The sequence below is a fragment of the Undibacterium sp. TC4M20W genome (assembly GCF_049340245.1).
Classification (GTDB): Bacteria; Pseudomonadota; Gammaproteobacteria; order Burkholderiales; family Burkholderiaceae_D; genus Undibacterium.
Genome location: NZ_JBMPPI010000021.1, coordinates 1 through 17,047 on the forward strand (window position 1 = coordinate 1; position 17,047 = coordinate 17,047).

Below are 17,047 nucleotides of genomic sequence, written 5' to 3' on the forward strand. Positions count from 1 at the left end.
TGGTCATCTATCAGTTCTTTTGGCATCGCTCTCCACCCTGACAAAACAAGATAGAAAGTTAACACTACTCATGAAAAGTTAACAGCACTTTTTTTCAGTCGTTTTAATTTCGCAACAGCCTCTAAGTTTCGATTCTGAAGACGGGAAATTGCGTGCCCGCATTAAAGTGACCCGCAAAATTGATGGTCTCACCACGTCATCGACGGAGGGTATCCTGACTGTGCGTTACCTTGGTCAGGTCGTGACGAGCAAGGTTCATAACGTCCAGGGCAGTTAGCAATGCCGGTTTCGAAATTTGTTGGCGTTACCGTCAATTGGGTTTAAGTGGTGCGCACAGCGCATACTACAGATCATATGCTGCCAAGACAGGGACACTGACTATCGCCAGGGTCCATGATATCCAGCATGCAATGCTGACGAATGCGACAAACTTGTGAATAGGACCAGGATAAGGCTTGACCAGGCCAAGTCGCTGCGCGACGAAAATAATGAGTTGGCTGCCATTGGTGCTCACTAATGGCAGTAAATTACCAGCAGCCAGTTTGGCAGCAGCGATACCCAGCAGGCTCAGAAAACTGCTGGTCTGTATCAGCCTGCCAGCTGCGTGTAGCAGGGTCTGCGCCGTGTCAAAAGGGGACAAAGCACCCGTCACAAATTGCGTGGGAAATGTGCAAAAATCTTGCCATGCATCTGCGCCGTTCAGTGTCGCAGCCAGTAACAGCAGGGCGGTGCAGCCCGGCAAGATGACCAGTATTTTCCGCATCAGACTTAACTGGTCAAATGCAAAGGGTAGATCGGCGTCGCTGACGAAGTGTTCCTGGCTGTCAAGAAATTTGACATAGCCATTGATGGGGATGAGCTTTAGGATAAATTTTTTATACTTGAACAACGCTGGCCCCACGCCTATGGATATTTCCAGCACCCGCACACCAGCCACCCGACCTGCCGCAGCGATGCTGAACAGGTGTACGAACAGGCAAATGTAAACAATGAGGAGAAGATTGAGCATGGCAGGTGAGATGGGAACAGGGCTGGCGCAATTGTAGCCTGTATGGCAGGGTTTGCGATTTGCTTTTTTTATCTCAGCTCATGCGGCGTATTGCAATATGCCCTGCTTCATCAGTTGCAGATGGACGGCTTGCGTGCTTATAACAGCGCTAGACGAATGCGACGAACGCCACTAGATTCCAGCCTGCGCTGGAATGACGACTTTGAGAGTAGGGTTGAAATGAAGCTGGAATGAGGACTTTAAATACCCGGCTGGATTAAGGCCGGGAAATTTGATAAATCTCTATGTTAGTAATGTCATCCCAGTGCAGGCTGGGATCCATGTGAGCAAGGTCCGTTGAGATGAAACGACGATCAACTCGTAGGGTGCGCCGTGCGCACCGTTTGTATTTCAAAATCGCTGAAAAAAATCAACGATGGTGCGCACGGCGCACCCTACCAGGAACTTATCCACCCAACTTACGATAAACAAACTCCGCCAGCGCCACGTCTTCCAGCCCTACGCCTATGGCCTTGTAGAGAATGATGTCGGATTCATTGTTGCGTATGCCTGCACCTTGCACCACGTCAGTCATCTCCAGCACATCGTCCCATGCAAAGCTGTTCTTGTCGCACAGGAGTAAATCACCTGCCTCATAGGCGGCCTGTTTTTTCCATTCAACGACGATCTTGCTGGCGCGGCGTATCAGGGTGTCATCGACTTCGCGGGTGTCGGGTTTGCTGGAACCGATGGCGGCGACAAAGGCACCGGGTTTGACATCATTGCCATCAAACAGCGGTGTGGCTGATCGTGTCGCGGTGAGGATGACGTCGGCCTGGCTGGCGGCTTCAGCAGCGTTGCTGGCACGCGCCGGGATGCCGTATTGCGTGCTGATGTGCTGGGCAAAAGCATCTTGCCCTTCTATGCCGACCACCAGCACTTCTTTGAAATTGCGCACGGCCAGCAGGGCGGGGACGTGGGCGCGCGCCTGTATGCCAGTGCCAAAGATGGCCAGGGTTGTGGCGTCTTGCCTTGCCAGTTTGTCGACAGCGACTGCGGTGACGGCAGCGGTGCGGAATTCTGTCGTGGTGTCGCCTTCCATCACGGCCAGCAGACGGCCATCGTCAACGGCAAACAAGACAATCACGAAGGTGAACTTGCCATTGATGGTGGAATAGATCTTGGCACCAGCAGCATTCAGGCCAGGGATGACGGCACCCATGGCGCTCAGTTTGGTTTTGCCGCTGTCTATGCGTACACGCTCCTGCATGGCACCTGCTGTGGCGTAATGCGCAAACGCTTCACGCATAACGGTGATGGCGTCCTTGACTGTTAGCAGCGATGCGACTTGTTCATTGGTGATGACTTGCATGAATAATCCTCAGTATTGATAATGGGTTGAAGCTATAGCACTCTGCTCACCATTGATTTGCTGGGCCAGCAGTTCAGCGCTGCCGCAAGCCAGTGTCCAGCCAAGTGCGCCGTGGCCTGCATTGAGGTAGAGATTGCTGACGGGAGATGCGCCTATGATGGGAATACCGGTAGGCGTTGCCGGGCGCATGCCTACCCAGGAGTGCATGGCATCAGTATCTGCACTGACGGTAGGGAAGAGCGCTTGTGTTTCTGTGAGCAGGCTTTGCGCGCGGGCTGCATTGATCTGCATGTCATGACCGACAATTTCTACCCGGCCTGCCACACGCAGGCGATCTCCTATGCGGGCATAGACGATCTTCCGGGCGCTGTCGGTGATGCTGACGCTGGGCAGGCTAGCATCAGCCGCTGGCGCATCCAGTGTGATGCTATAGCCCTTGAGCGGGTAGACAGGCAAGCTCAAGCCAGCCTTGGCCGCCAGGGTGGCAGCATGCGAACCATTCGCCAGCACAAAGGCATCGGCGCTGATATCGCCCTGGCTGGTTTGCAGCGCCTGCAGTTTGCCTGCCTGCACGAGCATGCCATTGACCTGGGTGTGGTACAGGAACTTCACATTCGGATAGTATTGCATCAGTGCCTGCGACAATTGCCTGCAAAAGCGGGCACAGTCTCCGACATCTTCAGACGGGGTATAGACGCCGCCCACCCAGCGGGCAGCAGCATGTGCCAGCGCAGGCTCTATATCGAGACAAGCCTGGGTCGATAAAACTTGCTGCTCACAACCCAGTTGCGCCTGGTAGGCGACTTGTGCAGCCGCAGCCTTGAGCGCAGCATCAGATGAATACATGACCAGCTTGCCTGCCTGGCGCAAATCAAAATCCAGTGATAACTGTTCCTGCAAATTCGCCAGGCAGTTACGGCTATAGAATGCAAGGCGCAACAGTTCTGCTGTAGTCTGCCGCGATTTTCGCTGGTTGCAGGCGATTAAAAAACTGCACAACCATTTCCATTGCGCCAGTTCAAGGGCGGGGCGCCAGCTTAAAGGCGAATCGGGGTTCAACAGGTAAGAAGGCATGCTGGCCCAGACCGAGGCATCCGCCAGCGGCGCGACATAAGAGTAACTGAGCTGCGCCCCATTGCCAAAACTGGCACCTTCACCGGCACCATCATGCGCCTCGACAATGCTGACATCATGACCGCGCCTTGCCAGTGCATACGCGGTGGTGAGGCCGATGACACCTGCGCCGATGATACAAACTTTCATATTGGACTTAGTTTAGGACTTACGAAAAACCGCCCCAACTGCGTTGCAGCTCCTAGCCGTACTAAAGTACTGTCTTCGTCGCTGCGCCTTGTTGGGGCAATTTTGCGTAAGTCCTATGATTCATAAAATAATTAAACGTTGATGGCGGTTTGTTGGCGTGCGGCGCTTTCCCTTGCCGCTGCAACCAGGGCAGTGAACAGGTTTTTTTCGCTGGCATTGACCCGGTATTCCGGGTGCCATTGCACTCCCATGCAAAATGACAGTAACGGCACTTCTATGGCTTCGACCACGCCATCATCGGCCACGGCTGCTACTTTGACCTTGTCGGTAGAGGACGCGACGGACTGGTGATGCAGGCTGTTGACCTCGCAGGTTTCGACATCCAGAATCGCCCGCAACTTGCTGCCCTGGCGGATGTGAATAGCATGGCTGGCCAGATCGCAGTCCTTAGCCTGTTTGTGTTCTATGCTGGTAGCAATATCAGAGGGGATGTGCTGCAGCAGCTTTGCACCCATCTCAACGGCTATCAGTTGCATGCCACCGCAGATGCCCAGCACCGGCATGTCACGCGCAATGGCGGCGCGCAGCATGGCCTGTTCAAAGGCGGTGCGGTCTTCCTTGAGGGCCATTTTTTCAGGATAGCGCGCAGGCATGCTGTACAAGGCAGGATTGACATCGAACATGCCGCCTGTGATGAGCAAGCCATCGATCTGCTCGAGGTAAGTCTCTACCGCATCCATGTCATAAGGCAGCACCAGCGGCACGCCACCATTGTCACTGATGGCCGCGCAATAATTGCGGCGCACAAAGAACAGGGCTTCAATATCGCTTGCGGCAGCGCTGCGGTCGGGGGTGATACCTATGCGGGGCAGTGGAGAGCTGGTCATGGGTTTTGTTTTGATTGTTTTTGATAGGTTTGATGTTGCCATCATCCCTGTTCAAAACACTCAACGCAAACCATGAATTCTATGTTCAGGCATTAGTTTTTCTAATGCATGATTTGGTATTTAATCTGAAGCTTAAGTGACAGACATCAGACTTCATCCACAGGCACATCCAGCCCCGTCTTCACCCTGCTCATCGCAACAAGGGTTTTAAACCGTTTGACATTATTGCTTTCAAAGAAAAGCTGCCGGGTCAGTTCGGTGTATTGCGCCATGTCGCGCACGATGAAGATCAAAACAAAATCACATTCGCCAGCAACGTAATAACACTGCTGCACCTGGGGGCAGGCGAGAAAGGCGGTTTTCATGGTGTCAAGCAAATCCATGCGTTCGTTTTCTACCTCCACTTCGACGACGATGGTCAGCGGGTAGCCCAGCGCATCCGGGCGCAGTTGTGCGCTGTAGCGTTCTATGACCTTGTCGTCACTGAGGCGCTTCAGGCGGCGGTTGACGGCGGCGGTGGAGAGATTAACCCTTTCTCCCAGCGTGCTTTGTGGCAGGCTGCTGTCTTGCTGGATTTCTGCCAGCAGGCGGCGGTCAAAATTGTCCAGGGTAGTCATCTATGGTTCTGTAATCTCATTTTATGCAAAGAATTTGCGTATATCCACGTCATTTTCGTAAATCTTACTACCGGTTGCGGAATATTATTTCAGTTAATCTTACCCCTAATGTCAGGAACAAGCATGCTGTTATCTAATCCACACGCGGTACGCCGGTCTTATCCTGCCGATCTTGCTGCCATCATGAATATAGAGAGCGCAAAGCAAAGCCAGCGCTGGCTGGCACCGTGGACAGAGCTGGCCCGCGCTGCAACGCCGCTGTATGCCTTGCCTGATCTGGCAGGCAAATTGCAGGTGGGGGCCATTCATGTCAAGGATGAATCAGTCCGCTCGCCACTGGGCAGTTTCAAGGCACTGGGTGCGCCTGTTGCGCTGGTGTGGCAAGTTATGCGGCTTTACCCTGCTCACGATATTGTGCCGGAGCAGGTGCTGGCAGGCCGTTATGCAACACTGCTGCAAGACTTCACCGTCATCAGCGCCACCGATGGCAATCATGGTCGCAGCCTGGCAGCCGCTGCCCGTTCTGCAGGCTGCCAGTGCGTGATAGTCTTGCATGCGCATGTCAGTGCCGAGCGCGAAGCGGCGATTGCGGCCTACGGTGCCCGCATAGTGCGCATCACCGGTAATTATGATGAATCGGTAACAGTAGCCGCCGAGCTGGCACGCACTAATGACTGGCAGGTGATTTCAGATACCTCGTATGAAGGTTATGAAGATATCCCGCGTGATGTCATGCAAGGCTACGGCACCATCGCTGCCGAGCTGGTGGAGCAAGTTGCCGGGCCTGATGGAAAAAGCGCATACACCCACATCTTTTTACAGGGCGGCGTCGGCGGCCTGGCTGCGGGGATCGTCAGTTATTTCTGGGAATTGTATGGTGTCAATCGCCCGCGCTTTATCGTGGTAGAACCTGCGCAGGCAGATTGTCTTTACCAAAGCGCGCTGCATGGCCGGGCGAGCAGGGCGCTGGGTTCTATCGACTCTGTCATGGCGGGCCTGGCATGTGGCGAGACTTCACCTCTGGCCTGGCGTTTCTTGCAGCCTGCAGTCGATTATTTTTTGACGATAGAAGATGAACTCGCCATCCAGGCCATGCGTGTGCTGGCGGCGGGTAGTGAGGCGGATATACCTATTGTTGCCGGTGAATCTGGTGTGGCTGGCGTGGCTGGCCTGCTGAGCATTTGCAGCAACAAGGTCTGCATGAAGCAAGTGGGCCTGGATGCCAGCTCCAGGGTATTGGTCATCAATACTGAAGGCGCAACCGCAGCCACGGTATATCACGACCTGCTTGGCATATCGGCAGACACGGTACTTTCTCAACAAAACTCCTGGAAGGACAGGCATCATGAATGAATCATTGACATCAGAATTGAACTCGGCATTGCAGACAGAATTGCTGGCCTGGCGCAAGCATTTGCACCAGCATCCAGAGACAGGTTTTGAAGAGGTGGCAACCGCTGATTATGTCGCCAAAGCCTTGCAGGACATGGGGCTGGAAGTGCATCGCGGCATAGGCGGCACCGGCCTGGTGGCCAGCCTGAGCGCGGGCAATGGCGCAGGTAATGGCACAGGCAGTGGCACGCGGGCGATAGGTTTGCGCGCCGACATGGATGCCCTGCACATTACCGAGAACGCCCCCGGCAGGCCACATGCCTCATGCACGCATGGCAAAATGCACGCCTGCGGGCACGACGGTCACATGGCCATGGTGCTGGGCGCAGCCAGGTTATTGACTGCCAGGCCAGACTTCAATGGCACGGTACGTTTTATCTTTCAACCGGCAGAAGAACACGGGCGCGGTGCCAAGGCCATGATGCAGGATGGCCTGTTTGAGCGCTTTCCCGTCGCTGCGATTTTTGGTGTGCACAATATGCCGGGCATGCCTGCAGGCTCTTTTGCCACCCGCGCAGGCGGCATCATGGCTTCGGAAGATAATTTTGTCATCCACATCAAGGCACGTGGCACCCATGCAGCCAGGCCGCACATGGGCATAGACCCCATCGTTATCGCCTCGCAAATCGTGCTGGCCTTGCAAACCATCGTCTCGCGTAATCTTGATCCGGGTTTGCAGGCAGTGATCTCCTGTACTGAATTCATCACGGACGGTATCAGGAACGTGATTCCATCGAACGTCACCATCAAGGGCGATACCCGCAGTTATTCACGCGAGGTGCAAGCCATGCTGGAACAACGCATGCGCGACATCAGTGAGGGAATTTGCCACATGCACGGTGCAGAATGCATGTTTGAATATACCCATGAATTTGCCCCGACTGTTAATTCAACTGAGTTTGTCGATGTTGCCACCATGGCTGCTGCCAATATCGTCGGCAAAGACAAGGTTGATGCCAACGTGCAGCCCATGATGATCTCTGAAGACTTTGGCGCTTTCCTGCAAGTCGTGCCGGGCAACTTCAGTTTCATCGGCAATGGTGTCGCGCTCGACCAGGGGGGCATTCCCTTGCACAATGCTGGCTATGATTTCAATGATGAAATCCTGGCGACGGGCGCGCAGTATTTTGCTGAGATTGTGCGGCTGGAGTTGGGTGAGGGGTGAGTTTTGGTAGCTCGAAATGATTCTTTTAAGATACCACCCCTTCAAAGGGAGATTTTCGGGAATTCGCAAGGTATAGCTTTGTGCCGCAAATGCTTAAGCCATCTGTAAGTGGCGCAGCGGGTTTGTTTTTGACTCCTTCCCCTTCAAGGGGAAGGTCGGGATGGGGATGGGTTTCTTTGGCAAATGAAGTGTGAAGTTTATCAACCGAACCCCATCCCCACCCTAACCCTCCCCTTGAAGGGGAGGGGATATCTGCGGGCGGTTTGAATCTGCCAGTAAAAACATGTTTTGTGAAACCTTGACTACACCTCTTTAAAGAGAAGGAATTAAATTGTGTTTTTATATCTGACCACTACACAAATACTTACCTCAATCCGCCACCTTATCAGACGGAAACTGAAACGAATTACGCAACAAGGCATTCATCGGCATATCCAGATTCACACCAGATGGCGGGATGGGATTGTTGAACCATTTTTTGTACAACTTTTCGACATCGCCGTTATAAATGATCCTGGCCATTTCTGCATCCATGAGTTTTTTCAGTTCGATATCGTTTTTGGAAAACATGATGGCATATGGCTCCACAGTCAGCGGGCTGGCGACGACCTGATAATCTGCCGGGTGAGCGGACATGGCCTTCAAGCCATATAACAAGACATCATCCATGGCAAAGGCATCAGCCTTGCCGGTTTCTACCTGGTGGAAAGATTCCAGGTCATCTTTCGCCTCCAGCAGGGTGATGCGCAAGGCACCCACGTCATTCCGGTCAGCGATCGACTTGGCATTGGTGGTGGCCGCCGTGGTGACGATGGTCTTGTTGCGCAAGTCTGCCCAGTTGCGTATGCCAGAATCTTTTTTCACCAGCATCTTCGCGCTGGCAATAAAATTCGCAATCGTAAAACCCACCAGCGCACGCCGCTCTGCAGTGTTGGTGGTAGGCCCGCATTCCAGATCCGCCTGCCCCTCGATGATGGCCTTGAAACGGCTGGACGGCGTCACCTGTATATAGTCTATGCGCAAATCAGGCCGCTTCAGTTGCAGCCTGATGGCATCGACCAGTTTGAGACAGATATCTACGGTGTACCCCAGGGGTTTGCCATGATTGTCCTTGTATGAAAAAGGAATCGACGCATCCCTGGTCGCCAGCACGATCCTGCCACTGCGGCTGATGCGCTCCAGCGTCTCGCCACCATGAGCCTTGATATTGATGCTGGCACACAGCATTAATATCAAGGCTGTCAGCTTGATTCTGTTTGGTACGTGCATGAAACCCCCATCGTGTTTATGCGCCATGGCACATGATGGTGGCGATTGTGGAGCTTTGCAGGCAGGCGCAACAAACGAAAATTTCTAATCGGCGCTATTAGCGTAACTATTGGCTTACTGTGTTTTTGGGGTTCAGTTCACTGTGGGGGCTTTTGTTGTCATCAGCCCTTTGCTTGTCTGGCTCTGCATAGTCCATGATTTCCAGCTTGACGATAGCGCCGTCGCAACTGGCTATGCGTAATTGCTGGCCTTCTCTCACGGGGCCACCACTCGAAGTCGTTTGCTGGAAAGCGGGCGTGTCGCGTCCGCCGCGAAAGGCAAATTGCTTATGCCCTATATCAAAAGAAACGGGTGATTCTCCCTTTTTAAAATTTCGCTGCAAATTTTCTACCTTGCCCTCTGTGATTTCACATTTCCCTGCTTCATAGGCTGAGCGCAAATCTGTATAGGCGACATAGCTGTGCTGGTATGTCAGGTAAGCGCTGCCCATACCTATGGCCAGGAGCATGTAAGGGAAAACACGAAACGGTTTATCCGGGCGGGCGCTCCAGCTATACACAGGCAGGCCACGCCACATGCGCGAGATATTCATGCCCGTCATGATGCTGCCTGCAAGAAGGGGAATGAGCGGCAGTAGCGAGAGCGAATCTGTCCAGCTTGTTTTGGTAATATCAAAAATCAGGGTGTAACTCATGGTGTATTCATCTTGTCCTTAAAGCGACAGACGTATCTTGTATTAATTGTCATATTTTAACAGGGCCGCAGTTTTCAGCGGAGCATGCCATCAGAGTGAATAGATAAAATCAGCAGTTTTTCATAGGGAAGATCAAGTAAAATGACTAGATTCGTGAATAGATTCGTGAATAGATTTTATGGTAGGCTGATTCGTTTATTGCAATAAAGCCTAAGCCTATATCCTCCACCCCGCTTTCAAACTTATAATCAGGCAAGACATCACTTTCAGACTATGCCATGCGCACCCAAAAGCTTGTTACTCCCCTGGTTTTACACGCACTCAAATACTTTGATGCAGCGGCGCGCAACCTCAGTTTCACTCGTGCGGCGGCGGAGTTGCATGTCACTCAGGGGGCGGTCAGCCAGCAGATCAAGGGGCTGGAAGAGCAGATAGGGGCGCGCCTGTTTGTGCGCATGACGCGCAGCCTGCGGCTGACGCGTGAGGGTAGCGAGCTGCACAGGGTGGTCAACCGCCTGCTGCAAGAACTGGAACTGCAATTGCAGGCGATACAACCGAGCCTGAACAACAAGAGCGTGGCGATACGCTCATCACCCTCATTCTCGATGATGTGGCTCATGCCCAGGCTGAGTGGCTTTGGACGGCTGTACCCGGAGATAGAAATCCACTTGCGTGGCGAGCTGTTTGGTATGAGTGCGCTGAAGATGAGTGCAGAATCCATCGACATCCTGGTGCTGTACGGCCAAGGGCCAGACCAGAGTAACCACCATGCCAGCAGGCTGATGTCTGAATACCTGCTGCCGGTGGCGAACAATGATTACCTCGCGCGTTACCCGGCGCTGGCGCAGGCGTCGGATTTTACCGGGCACATCCTGCTGCATGATGATTCCCCCTGGGAGAACGCGCCGCCCTATGCCGAGTGGGGCGAGTGGATGCGTATCGCTACCCAGTGTAGTGACAATGAGGTGCAGGATTTTGTGCGCCACGGCCATCAATATAATCTCTCGCACCTGGCCATCAATGCCGCCACTTATGGGCAGGGCATGGCAATGGCGCGTACTTCATTGATACTGGATGAACTCAGCCAGGGGCAGTTGCAGCCTACCGTGCCTATCTGCGTCAAGGCCAGTGCGGCTTATTTTTTAGTCATCAATGAACATGTGGGTAATAAAAAGTCTGTCAACATCTTCAAAGACTGGCTGACTGAAGAGTGTCGTGAATTTGAAACACAGCGTAATGCCATTTTGTCAGGTATTGCGCGCCTGGTCTGATTTTCTGGCTTGCTGCAATAGCAGATCAAGCGCAATCGTATTACCTCTGCTAATCCATCTTTTCCCTCTTGGCCACCGTTCCTGCACAGCGTGTGGCCTATCTTTACGCATTAGCTTTACTAATTCATACCCTTAGAATTATTGCCTTGTGCATTGAGATGCGCCAGACAATCATTCATCACCGAAAGGCGAAACCGAAAACAAATACTTAAAACCCATACAGAGAGGAATACCTATGTCCACGACCATCAAACTCATCGTCGCCGCATCTTCTGCAGGCATCCTGCTGGCAGGTAATGCCAGTGCCCAGGACCTGCTGGTAAGGATAGGCCATGTCAGCCCCCTGTCCGGGCCATCTGCACACATGGGTAAAGATACCGAAGAGGGCGCACGCATGGCCGTGGATGAACTCAATGCCAAAGGCGTCACCATAGGCGGCAAGAAGGCCAAGTTTGAATTGCTGTCAGAAGACGATGCGGGAGAACCAAAGCAGGCTACTACCGTGGCGCAAAAACTCGTGGATGCCAAGGTCAATGGTGTCATCGGCCACATGAACTCTGGTACGACTATTCCTTCTTCAAGAATTTACAGCGATGCCGGTATCCCGGAAATCTCACCCTCGGCGACCAACCCCCAATACACGATGCAGGGCTACAAGACGGCTTTCCGTGTGGTTGCCAATGACGGCCAGCTCGGTGGCACGCTGGGCCGCTATGCAGTGCAAATGCTGAAGGCAAAAAATATCGCCGTGATTGATGACCGCACAGCGTATGGGCAAGGCGTGGCAGATGAATTCGTCAAAGGGGCAACAGGCAAACTCGCCTCTGCCAAGATCGTCTCGCGCCAATACACGACCGACAAGGCAACCAATTTCAGCGCTATCCTGACCACTATCAAATCGACCAATCCTGATTTGATTTTCTTTGGTGGCATGGATGCAGTCGGTGGCCCCATGCTCAAGCAAATCAAGCAACTGGGCCTGAAAGTCAAGTTCATGGGTGGTGACGGCATCTGCTCAACAGATCTGGCGCAACTGGCAGGCGATGCCATCGGCGAAGACAATGTGATCTGCGCTGAGGCGGGCGGCGTAGAAGAGGGCAAGAAGGCAGACCTGGTCAAGTTCAAAGCCAACTTCAGCAAAAAATATGGCCATGAAGTCGTATTGAATGCGCCTTATGCCTACGATGGCGTGATGACCATGGTGGCCGCCATGCAAAAAGCCAATTCAGCCGAACCCGCCAAATACCTGCCAGAACTGGCCAAAATCAACCACAAGGGCGTGACAGGTGAAATCGCATTTGATGCGCGTGGTGATATCCGTGATGGCACTCTGACTTTATATACCTATAAGGGTGGTAAGCGCGAACTGATCGCGGTAACACATTGATCGTTTTGTGAATATGCATGGCACCTGCGCTGTCTGTATGTGCCATGCTTGAAAAGTATCAAAGAGAGCATCAAGAAAGATCTAGCCATGAGTTTGAGCACAGCACAATTTTTACCCGCATCCCAATACGGCATGTTCCGCAAATTGGCCAGAGTGCTCGAACATTTTGTCGCCGCGGCTCCGGCAGAGGTAAGGCTGGATCAACTGGCAAAGCACTGTGGCATGAGCAAATATGCCATCCGTAAAATCTGCCTGCGCCTTCAGGATGAAGGCTTGATCTCTGCAGCAGAAAACAGCCTGCACTGGAACCTCGCCAAACCTGCAGGCGGCATCACGCTGGAAGACGCCTGGCGCATCAGCATGGCAGATACATCGCGTGCGAGCACTACGGCACCCGTAGCAGGCAAATTCACCACAGAAATGGATTTGCTTATCACCCAGGCCTTGTGGAACATAGACCAGAGCATCAGTTCACACCTGCGCTGCGTGCAGCTTGACCGCGTCAGCCAGTCGCAAAGAGCAGCCCGCCGATGGGGCAGGCGCGGAGTGCGCAAGGTCAAGAATTTTTTGTGAGCGTGCGATAAAATTTCAGGCCAGTAGGGTGCGCCGTGCGCACCGTTTCCTGTCCAATATTTTGCACCCATCCAGTTCAAAAACCCGGTGCGCACGGCGCACCCTACAGGACGTCAAACACACATATCAGGTTAAGGCGTTCCTGCAGTTGATAGCAAACCAGTAGGGTGCGTCTTGACGCACCGTCTTCCTACGTTTTCCTGATCATTGAAGAGATGGTGCGTCAAGACGCACCCTACAAAAAACGACGCCATGCAGTTTGCAGGCGTCGTTTTTTATTGTTCCTACGCGCGTAACGCATGAGCCTGGCATTCGGTTGACAGGTGACATGCCGTTTAGAACAACAACACTAAGCCCCACGTCCTGTGGTTTTTTGCGTCAACGCAATGTATCCGGGCGGCGTTTTTGGCTTACGTAGCGTGACTACGAAACGCAAAAACGAAACACAAACTTAGCAAGCAACCCAAACATAAAGAGGGAAATATCATGAACAAACTGATCACCGCCATCATCGCTTCCACAGTTGTTATGGGTAGCGCCTTTGCACAAACGCCAGCTTCTGCATCTGCTACTGCTGCTTCTAAGCCAGCAACAGCCGCTGCAGCAGCGAGCGTAGCCAAGTCTGCACCAGCAGTTAAAGTAGTAGCCGCTTCTGCCTCAGCCAGTGCTTCTGCGGCACCGGCAGCATCTGCTCCTGAAGCCAAACCAGTAATGCACACAGGTGAAAAAGCTGCGAAACATACCAAGCACACCAAGAAAGAAGCAAAAGCAGCAGGCGCATCTGCCGCAGCCAGCGCAGCATCGAAATAAGTTTTAACCAGCAGTTGTAGAACGCATACCGGCAGCCAGACGCTGCCGGTGAATCAAGTAAAAAACAAACCGCTCACAGACATATTAAGGACTATTACCATGAATAAACTCATTACCGCCCTGATCGCTTCTACCGTTTTGATGGGTAGCGCATTTGCACAGACACCGGCAACTACTGCAGCAAAAACAAGCGCAGCACCTGTAGCAGTGACTACGACTGCCGCAACACCAGCCGTAACGACACCTGCTCCAACTGGCAAGGCAGTAACAAGCGCAGTGACAACTACCACTGCGGCGGTAACACCAGCGGTTGAGACTAAAACTGCAGCAGTAGAAAAAACTGCAGAGAAACATGAAAAGCACGCCAAGCATGAAAAACATGTGAAGGCAAAGACTGAAGTGAAAACAGAAGTCAAACCAGACGTAAAAGCTGAAGCAAAAACAGAAATCAAGGCAGAAGTGAAAACCGATGCAGGCAAAGTGGCAACGGCAGGTACAGGCAAGACAGCAACTCCAGCAGTGAAATAAGTTTGCGGCGTGAGCTGTAAATTTGGTAGTAGATCAGGTAGTAGCTTGAGCAGTAAATTAGGTAGTAAATTAAGAGTAGTTCAGTAGTAAAGAAAAACGCGCCATGGTGAGATATGGCGCGTTTTTTTCGTCGTGATATCGGTGCGCATGGCGCACCCCGCAGGTCAGCTTTTGCGCATATCCTGGCGGCAAACATCGCCGGGATGCAGCCGTAACGTGAGGCGCATTGCAATGTGCGGCATGTGGGAGCAGGTGCCTGGCTTGCATGGACCAACGGATCAACTGGCCTGCGCAGCTTTGATCCCCATTCTTTGCCGGATGAAACATGGCCGGCAAAAACTTCGGCTATAAAATCACTATTGCCCGAATCGCCTGATCGCCTCATCGACGCTTGATTTGAAATCCGCAGGTGAGGGGTCATCGCCACGGGCGCTGGCGTATCGTTTGCTATCGAGTTGCGCAGGGAAACTGGACTGTAGTTCTTTTAATGCAGGCCGGGCGCGCCTGTCGCCTATGTCGGCTAATGTCCTAATGATATAGACCTGCATTCCTGGCTTGCTGCGGCGTAGTTTATCAATCAGTGTATCGATGGCACGATAGGATTTGGCATGTTTCAATGCCTCGATAGCGCTGAGCTGTACCATTTTGTCACTGTCTTCCAGCAAACTCAGCAGGGTGTCAGTTTCAGCCTGGCTTTGCGGGCCCCTCAGTTCTGATAAGGCGCTGGCTGCAAAATTGCGTGCTCTTGATGATTTGTGTTTAAGTAAGTCATACAACGCTGGCCTCGCTATTTCTGACTTCAATCCACCAAGAGCGAGACAGATGTGCACGATTTTTTCTGCATCTGCATCGCGAAGTTGATCTACCAGGATAGGAATCCCGCGTTCGTCAGGTACTTCAAATAGATAGCCTGTCACCGAATTGAAATTGTCTCCTTGGGTAGTTGTCAGGGATTTTTCCAGCACCACCCAATTGCGTTCCATGGTTTTCAGTTCACTTGCAAAGGCATACTGGCGAAATACCTTGTCTTCTGCAATCGGGTCTCTATCCATAAGATCAAATTCGCGCTTATATGCTCCAGTTTCGTAAGAACCTAGTATTACTTGTAGCAGATGACCTGGGCCACGGTACATGGCTTGCGGCGTGCCGTCTTCAATGAAATAAGAGAACAGAGGCGTGTGGTCCTGATCCTTGCAATCCAGGGCTACGTACATTTTCCCGTTAAACTGCAAAATCGGCAAAAAGTGTGCAGGCCAGCCTTCGCCCTCTTTCAAGCCGTTCTCTTTGTTAAAACGTTTGAAGAATTTGTATTCCTCTATGACCTTGTCTAAAGCTTGAAATTCATATGTGGGTGTGAAATCCACGATGCCATTGTGCCAGCGATACATTGCTCTCAAAATCGGGGGGAGCTTGCAAGGCAGTTGCTGTTCCAAAGTATCAATTTCCTGATCATCAAGTGGCGGCATGACCTGGATTTTGTTTTTGGAAAATTGAATATCAAGCCTGGAAAAAATATTGGGTAAGTCTGCATCCGCATCTGGCAACGTCACATCGACTCTCGGTTTGATATCAGGCGGATCAAAATTCATATCGATATTTTTTTCGCAGCCAAGCAGCAGGAATAGTGTTGCGATGTTTGCGACAACGATACGTAAGAATTGCATGGCTTAAAAATTGTAAATGTTGGCTTGGCATGACATTATCAGGCGGATTGCCTTATGGGTAGATCGTACACGGGAAAAATATTTTTATGGACTGTGAGGATCACATACGGCGCATTACAATGCGCCCTACATCATTTTGAAAAGGCGTTTTCATACTTGTTGGATGCTCTGTGTGTTTGCCGCACCCTACAAACCCAGCCTAAGCCCCCACCCGGTTACGCCCCGCCTGTTTGGCTTCATACAATTTCTGGTCGGCCTTGGCGATGAGCTCATCAATGCTGAGCTGGTTGCCGGGGACGGTGGCGGCCACGCCTATGCTGAGGGTGACGATGTCGCTGTCACTGACTTTGGTCGAGCTGTGCGGGATGGCCTGGTCGGTGATGGTGCGCAGCACGGAGGCGGCCTTGCTGATGGCGCTCTGCAGTTCGCATTCAGGCATGAGGCAGATGAATTCTTCGCCGCCGTAACGGGCGACAATATCATGCGGGCGGCGAAAGCCCGCCTGCAGGCAGGCAGCCACGGCTTGCAGGCAAGTGTCACCCTGCTGGTGACCATAGGTGTCGTTGTATTGCTTGAAGCAGTCTATGTCTATCATCAGCACGGCCAGGGATTTGCCGTTGCGCTGGCAATGCCGCCATTCCCTGGCGATGGCCTGGTCAAAATTGCGGCGGTTGGCGAGGCCTGTCAGCGGGTCGGTGAACACCAGTTTTTTGAGCAGGTCACGCTGCAGCTTGAGGGTGACATGGGTATGCACACGGGCGCGTACGACGTCAGGGTTAACGGGTTTGCTGATGAAATCCATGCCACCGGCCATGAGGGCGCGTGATTCTTCGTTGGCATCATTCTGGGCAGTGACAAACAGCACGGGGATGTCGGCAGTGAGTTCTTCCTGCTTGAGCTGGGCGCAGACTTCGAGGCCGTCCATGCCGGGCATGATGACGTCGAGCAGGATCAGGTCGGGCGGGGTTTTTCTGCAAAAATCGAGGGCGCTCTGGCCGCTGGTGGCCATGAAGACTTCATGGTCGCTGGCAAAAATCTGGTGCAATGCCTGGATATTGATGACCTGGTCATCGACGATGAGTATGCGCGGCCGGTATGCTGCGAACTCAAGTTTTTCTGTCAGGTTGTCCAGAGTTTTTGTCAGGGGCATGTCTATACGTATTGCAG

At 52.6% G+C, this 17,047-nt stretch carries 16 protein-coding genes; 7 read left to right on the forward strand and 9 right to left on the reverse strand.

Translation table 11 applies throughout. The features are described from left to right. Positions 1-343 precede the first annotated feature (343 nt). From ACO0LL_RS21210 to ACO0LL_RS21230, 5 genes are all read right to left on the reverse strand, one after another. Positions 344-1,009: a site-2 protease family protein gene (locus tag ACO0LL_RS21210; RefSeq protein ID WP_422952801.1), complete on the reverse strand. Its 666-nt coding sequence runs from the start codon at positions 1,007-1,009 to the stop codon at positions 344-346. Positions 1,010-1,454: 445 nt separating this feature from the next. Further along, complete coding sequence (locus tag ACO0LL_RS21215; protein WP_422952802.1) at positions 1,455-2,360, reverse strand: ornithine cyclodeaminase family protein; 906 nt, start codon at positions 2,358-2,360, stop codon at positions 1,455-1,457. A 9-nt stretch (positions 2,361-2,369) separates the two neighbouring features. Next, positions 2,370-3,623: a D-amino acid dehydrogenase gene (locus tag ACO0LL_RS21220; RefSeq protein ID WP_422952803.1), complete on the reverse strand. Its 1,254-nt coding sequence runs from the start codon at positions 3,621-3,623 to the stop codon at positions 2,370-2,372. Between the two features lie 131 nt (positions 3,624-3,754). Further along, positions 3,755-4,510, reverse strand: a complete 756-nt coding sequence (locus ACO0LL_RS21225) for a gamma-glutamyl-gamma-aminobutyrate hydrolase family protein (protein WP_422952804.1) — start codon at positions 4,508-4,510, stop codon at positions 3,755-3,757. Between the two features lie 146 nt (positions 4,511-4,656). Beyond that, positions 4,657-5,127, reverse strand: a complete 471-nt coding sequence (locus ACO0LL_RS21230; protein ID WP_422952805.1) for an Lrp/AsnC family transcriptional regulator — start codon at positions 5,125-5,127, stop codon at positions 4,657-4,659. Positions 5,128-5,250: 123 nt separating this feature from the next. Here ACO0LL_RS21230 and ACO0LL_RS21235 point away from each other — a divergent pair, with 123 nt between their 5' ends. Together ACO0LL_RS21235 and ACO0LL_RS21240 are read left to right on the forward strand one after the other, a co-directional pair. Next, positions 5,251-6,480, forward strand: coding sequence for a diaminopropionate ammonia-lyase (locus ACO0LL_RS21235; RefSeq protein WP_422952806.1), 1,230 nt, complete (start codon positions 5,251-5,253; stop codon positions 6,478-6,480). Beyond that, entirely contained in the window at positions 6,473-7,684 is a 1,212-nt protein-coding gene (locus tag ACO0LL_RS21240) for a M20 aminoacylase family protein (RefSeq protein ID WP_422952807.1), read from the forward strand. Before ACO0LL_RS21235 ends, ACO0LL_RS21240 begins: the two co-directional genes overlap by 8 nt. Before the next feature lie 369 nt (positions 7,685-8,053). On the opposite strand, the gene ACO0LL_RS21245 is transcribed toward ACO0LL_RS21240, so the two are convergent. Next, on the reverse strand, positions 8,054-8,953 hold the full coding sequence (locus ACO0LL_RS21245) for an amino acid ABC transporter substrate-binding protein (RefSeq protein WP_422952808.1): 900 nt from the start codon (positions 8,951-8,953) through the stop codon (positions 8,054-8,056). 106 nt (positions 8,954-9,059) lie between these two features. Next, positions 9,060-9,647 (reverse strand): hypothetical protein, encoded by a 588-nt coding sequence (locus tag ACO0LL_RS21250; RefSeq protein WP_422952809.1) that lies wholly within the window; start codon positions 9,645-9,647, stop codon positions 9,060-9,062. A 278-nt stretch (positions 9,648-9,925) separates the two neighbouring features. Here ACO0LL_RS21250 and ACO0LL_RS21255 point away from each other — a divergent pair, with 278 nt between their 5' ends. From ACO0LL_RS21255 to ACO0LL_RS21275, 5 genes are all read left to right on the forward strand, one after another. Next, on the forward strand, positions 9,926-10,918 hold the full coding sequence (locus tag ACO0LL_RS21255) for a LysR family transcriptional regulator (protein WP_422952810.1): 993 nt from the start codon (positions 9,926-9,928) through the stop codon (positions 10,916-10,918). 235 nt (positions 10,919-11,153) lie between these two features. Continuing rightward, the gene (locus ACO0LL_RS21260; RefSeq protein ID WP_422952811.1) at positions 11,154-12,305 is read left to right on the forward strand and encodes a branched-chain amino acid ABC transporter substrate-binding protein; all 1,152 of its coding nucleotides are present in this window, start codon (positions 11,154-11,156) and stop codon (positions 12,303-12,305) included. Positions 12,306-12,392: 87 nt separating this feature from the next. Beyond that, positions 12,393-12,878 carry a hypothetical protein gene (locus ACO0LL_RS21265; protein WP_422952812.1) on the forward strand — a complete coding sequence of 162 codons (486 nt, stop codon included), beginning with the start codon at positions 12,393-12,395 and terminating at the stop codon, positions 12,876-12,878. A 486-nt stretch (positions 12,879-13,364) separates the two neighbouring features. Further along, complete coding sequence (locus ACO0LL_RS21270; RefSeq protein ID WP_422952813.1) at positions 13,365-13,688, forward strand: hypothetical protein; 324 nt, start codon at positions 13,365-13,367, stop codon at positions 13,686-13,688. 99 nt (positions 13,689-13,787) lie between these two features. After that, positions 13,788-14,216: a hypothetical protein gene (locus ACO0LL_RS21275; RefSeq protein ID WP_422952814.1), complete on the forward strand. Its 429-nt coding sequence runs from the start codon at positions 13,788-13,790 to the stop codon at positions 14,214-14,216. Between the two features lie 356 nt (positions 14,217-14,572). Here the strand turns inward: ACO0LL_RS21275 and ACO0LL_RS21280 are convergent, their stop codons facing one another. Further along, on the reverse strand, positions 14,573-15,880 hold the full coding sequence (locus ACO0LL_RS21280; RefSeq protein WP_422952815.1) for a HEAT repeat domain-containing protein: 1,308 nt from the start codon (positions 15,878-15,880) through the stop codon (positions 14,573-14,575). Between the two features lie 199 nt (positions 15,881-16,079). Then, positions 16,080-17,030 carry a diguanylate cyclase gene (locus tag ACO0LL_RS21285; protein WP_422952816.1) on the reverse strand — a complete coding sequence of 317 codons (951 nt, stop codon included), beginning with the start codon at positions 17,028-17,030 and terminating at the stop codon, positions 16,080-16,082. Between the last annotated feature and the right edge of the window lie 17 nt (positions 17,031-17,047).

Excerpts from the sequence above, each read along its gene's own strand:
- ACO0LL_RS21255 (WP_422952810.1), top strand. The coding sequence starts at position 9,926 with ATGCGCACCCAAAAGCTTGTTACTCCCCTGGTTTTACACGCACTCAAA.
- ACO0LL_RS21210 (WP_422952801.1), bottom strand. The coding sequence starts at position 1,009 with ATGCTCAATCTTCTCCTCATTGTTTACATTTGCCTGTTCGTACACCTG.
- ACO0LL_RS21265 (WP_422952812.1), top strand. The coding sequence starts at position 12,393 with ATGAGTTTGAGCACAGCACAATTTTTACCCGCATCCCAATACGGCATG.
- ACO0LL_RS21245 (WP_422952808.1), bottom strand. The coding sequence starts at position 8,953 with ATGCACGTACCAAACAGAATCAAGCTGACAGCCTTGATATTAATGCTG.
- ACO0LL_RS21260 (WP_422952811.1), top strand. The coding sequence starts at position 11,154 with ATGTCCACGACCATCAAACTCATCGTCGCCGCATCTTCTGCAGGCATC.
- ACO0LL_RS21230 (WP_422952805.1), bottom strand. The coding sequence starts at position 5,127 with ATGACTACCCTGGACAATTTTGACCGCCGCCTGCTGGCAGAAATCCAG.
- ACO0LL_RS21280 (WP_422952815.1), bottom strand. The coding sequence starts at position 15,880 with ATGCAATTCTTACGTATCGTTGTCGCAAACATCGCAACACTATTCCTG.
- ACO0LL_RS21285 (WP_422952816.1), bottom strand. The coding sequence starts at position 17,030 with ATGCCCCTGACAAAAACTCTGGACAACCTGACAGAAAAACTTGAGTTC.
- ACO0LL_RS21225 (WP_422952804.1), bottom strand. The coding sequence starts at position 4,510 with ATGACCAGCTCTCCACTGCCCCGCATAGGTATCACCCCCGACCGCAGC.
- ACO0LL_RS21240 (WP_422952807.1), top strand. The coding sequence starts at position 6,473 with ATGAATGAATCATTGACATCAGAATTGAACTCGGCATTGCAGACAGAA.
- ACO0LL_RS21250 (WP_422952809.1), bottom strand. The coding sequence starts at position 9,647 with ATGAGTTACACCCTGATTTTTGATATTACCAAAACAAGCTGGACAGAT.
- ACO0LL_RS21215 (WP_422952802.1), bottom strand. The coding sequence starts at position 2,360 with ATGCAAGTCATCACCAATGAACAAGTCGCATCGCTGCTAACAGTCAAG.
- ACO0LL_RS21270 (WP_422952813.1), top strand. The coding sequence starts at position 13,365 with ATGAACAAACTGATCACCGCCATCATCGCTTCCACAGTTGTTATGGGT.
- ACO0LL_RS21220 (WP_422952803.1), bottom strand. The coding sequence starts at position 3,623 with ATGAAAGTTTGTATCATCGGCGCAGGTGTCATCGGCCTCACCACCGCG.
- ACO0LL_RS21275 (WP_422952814.1), top strand. The coding sequence starts at position 13,788 with ATGAATAAACTCATTACCGCCCTGATCGCTTCTACCGTTTTGATGGGT.
- ACO0LL_RS21235 (WP_422952806.1), top strand. The coding sequence starts at position 5,251 with ATGCTGTTATCTAATCCACACGCGGTACGCCGGTCTTATCCTGCCGAT.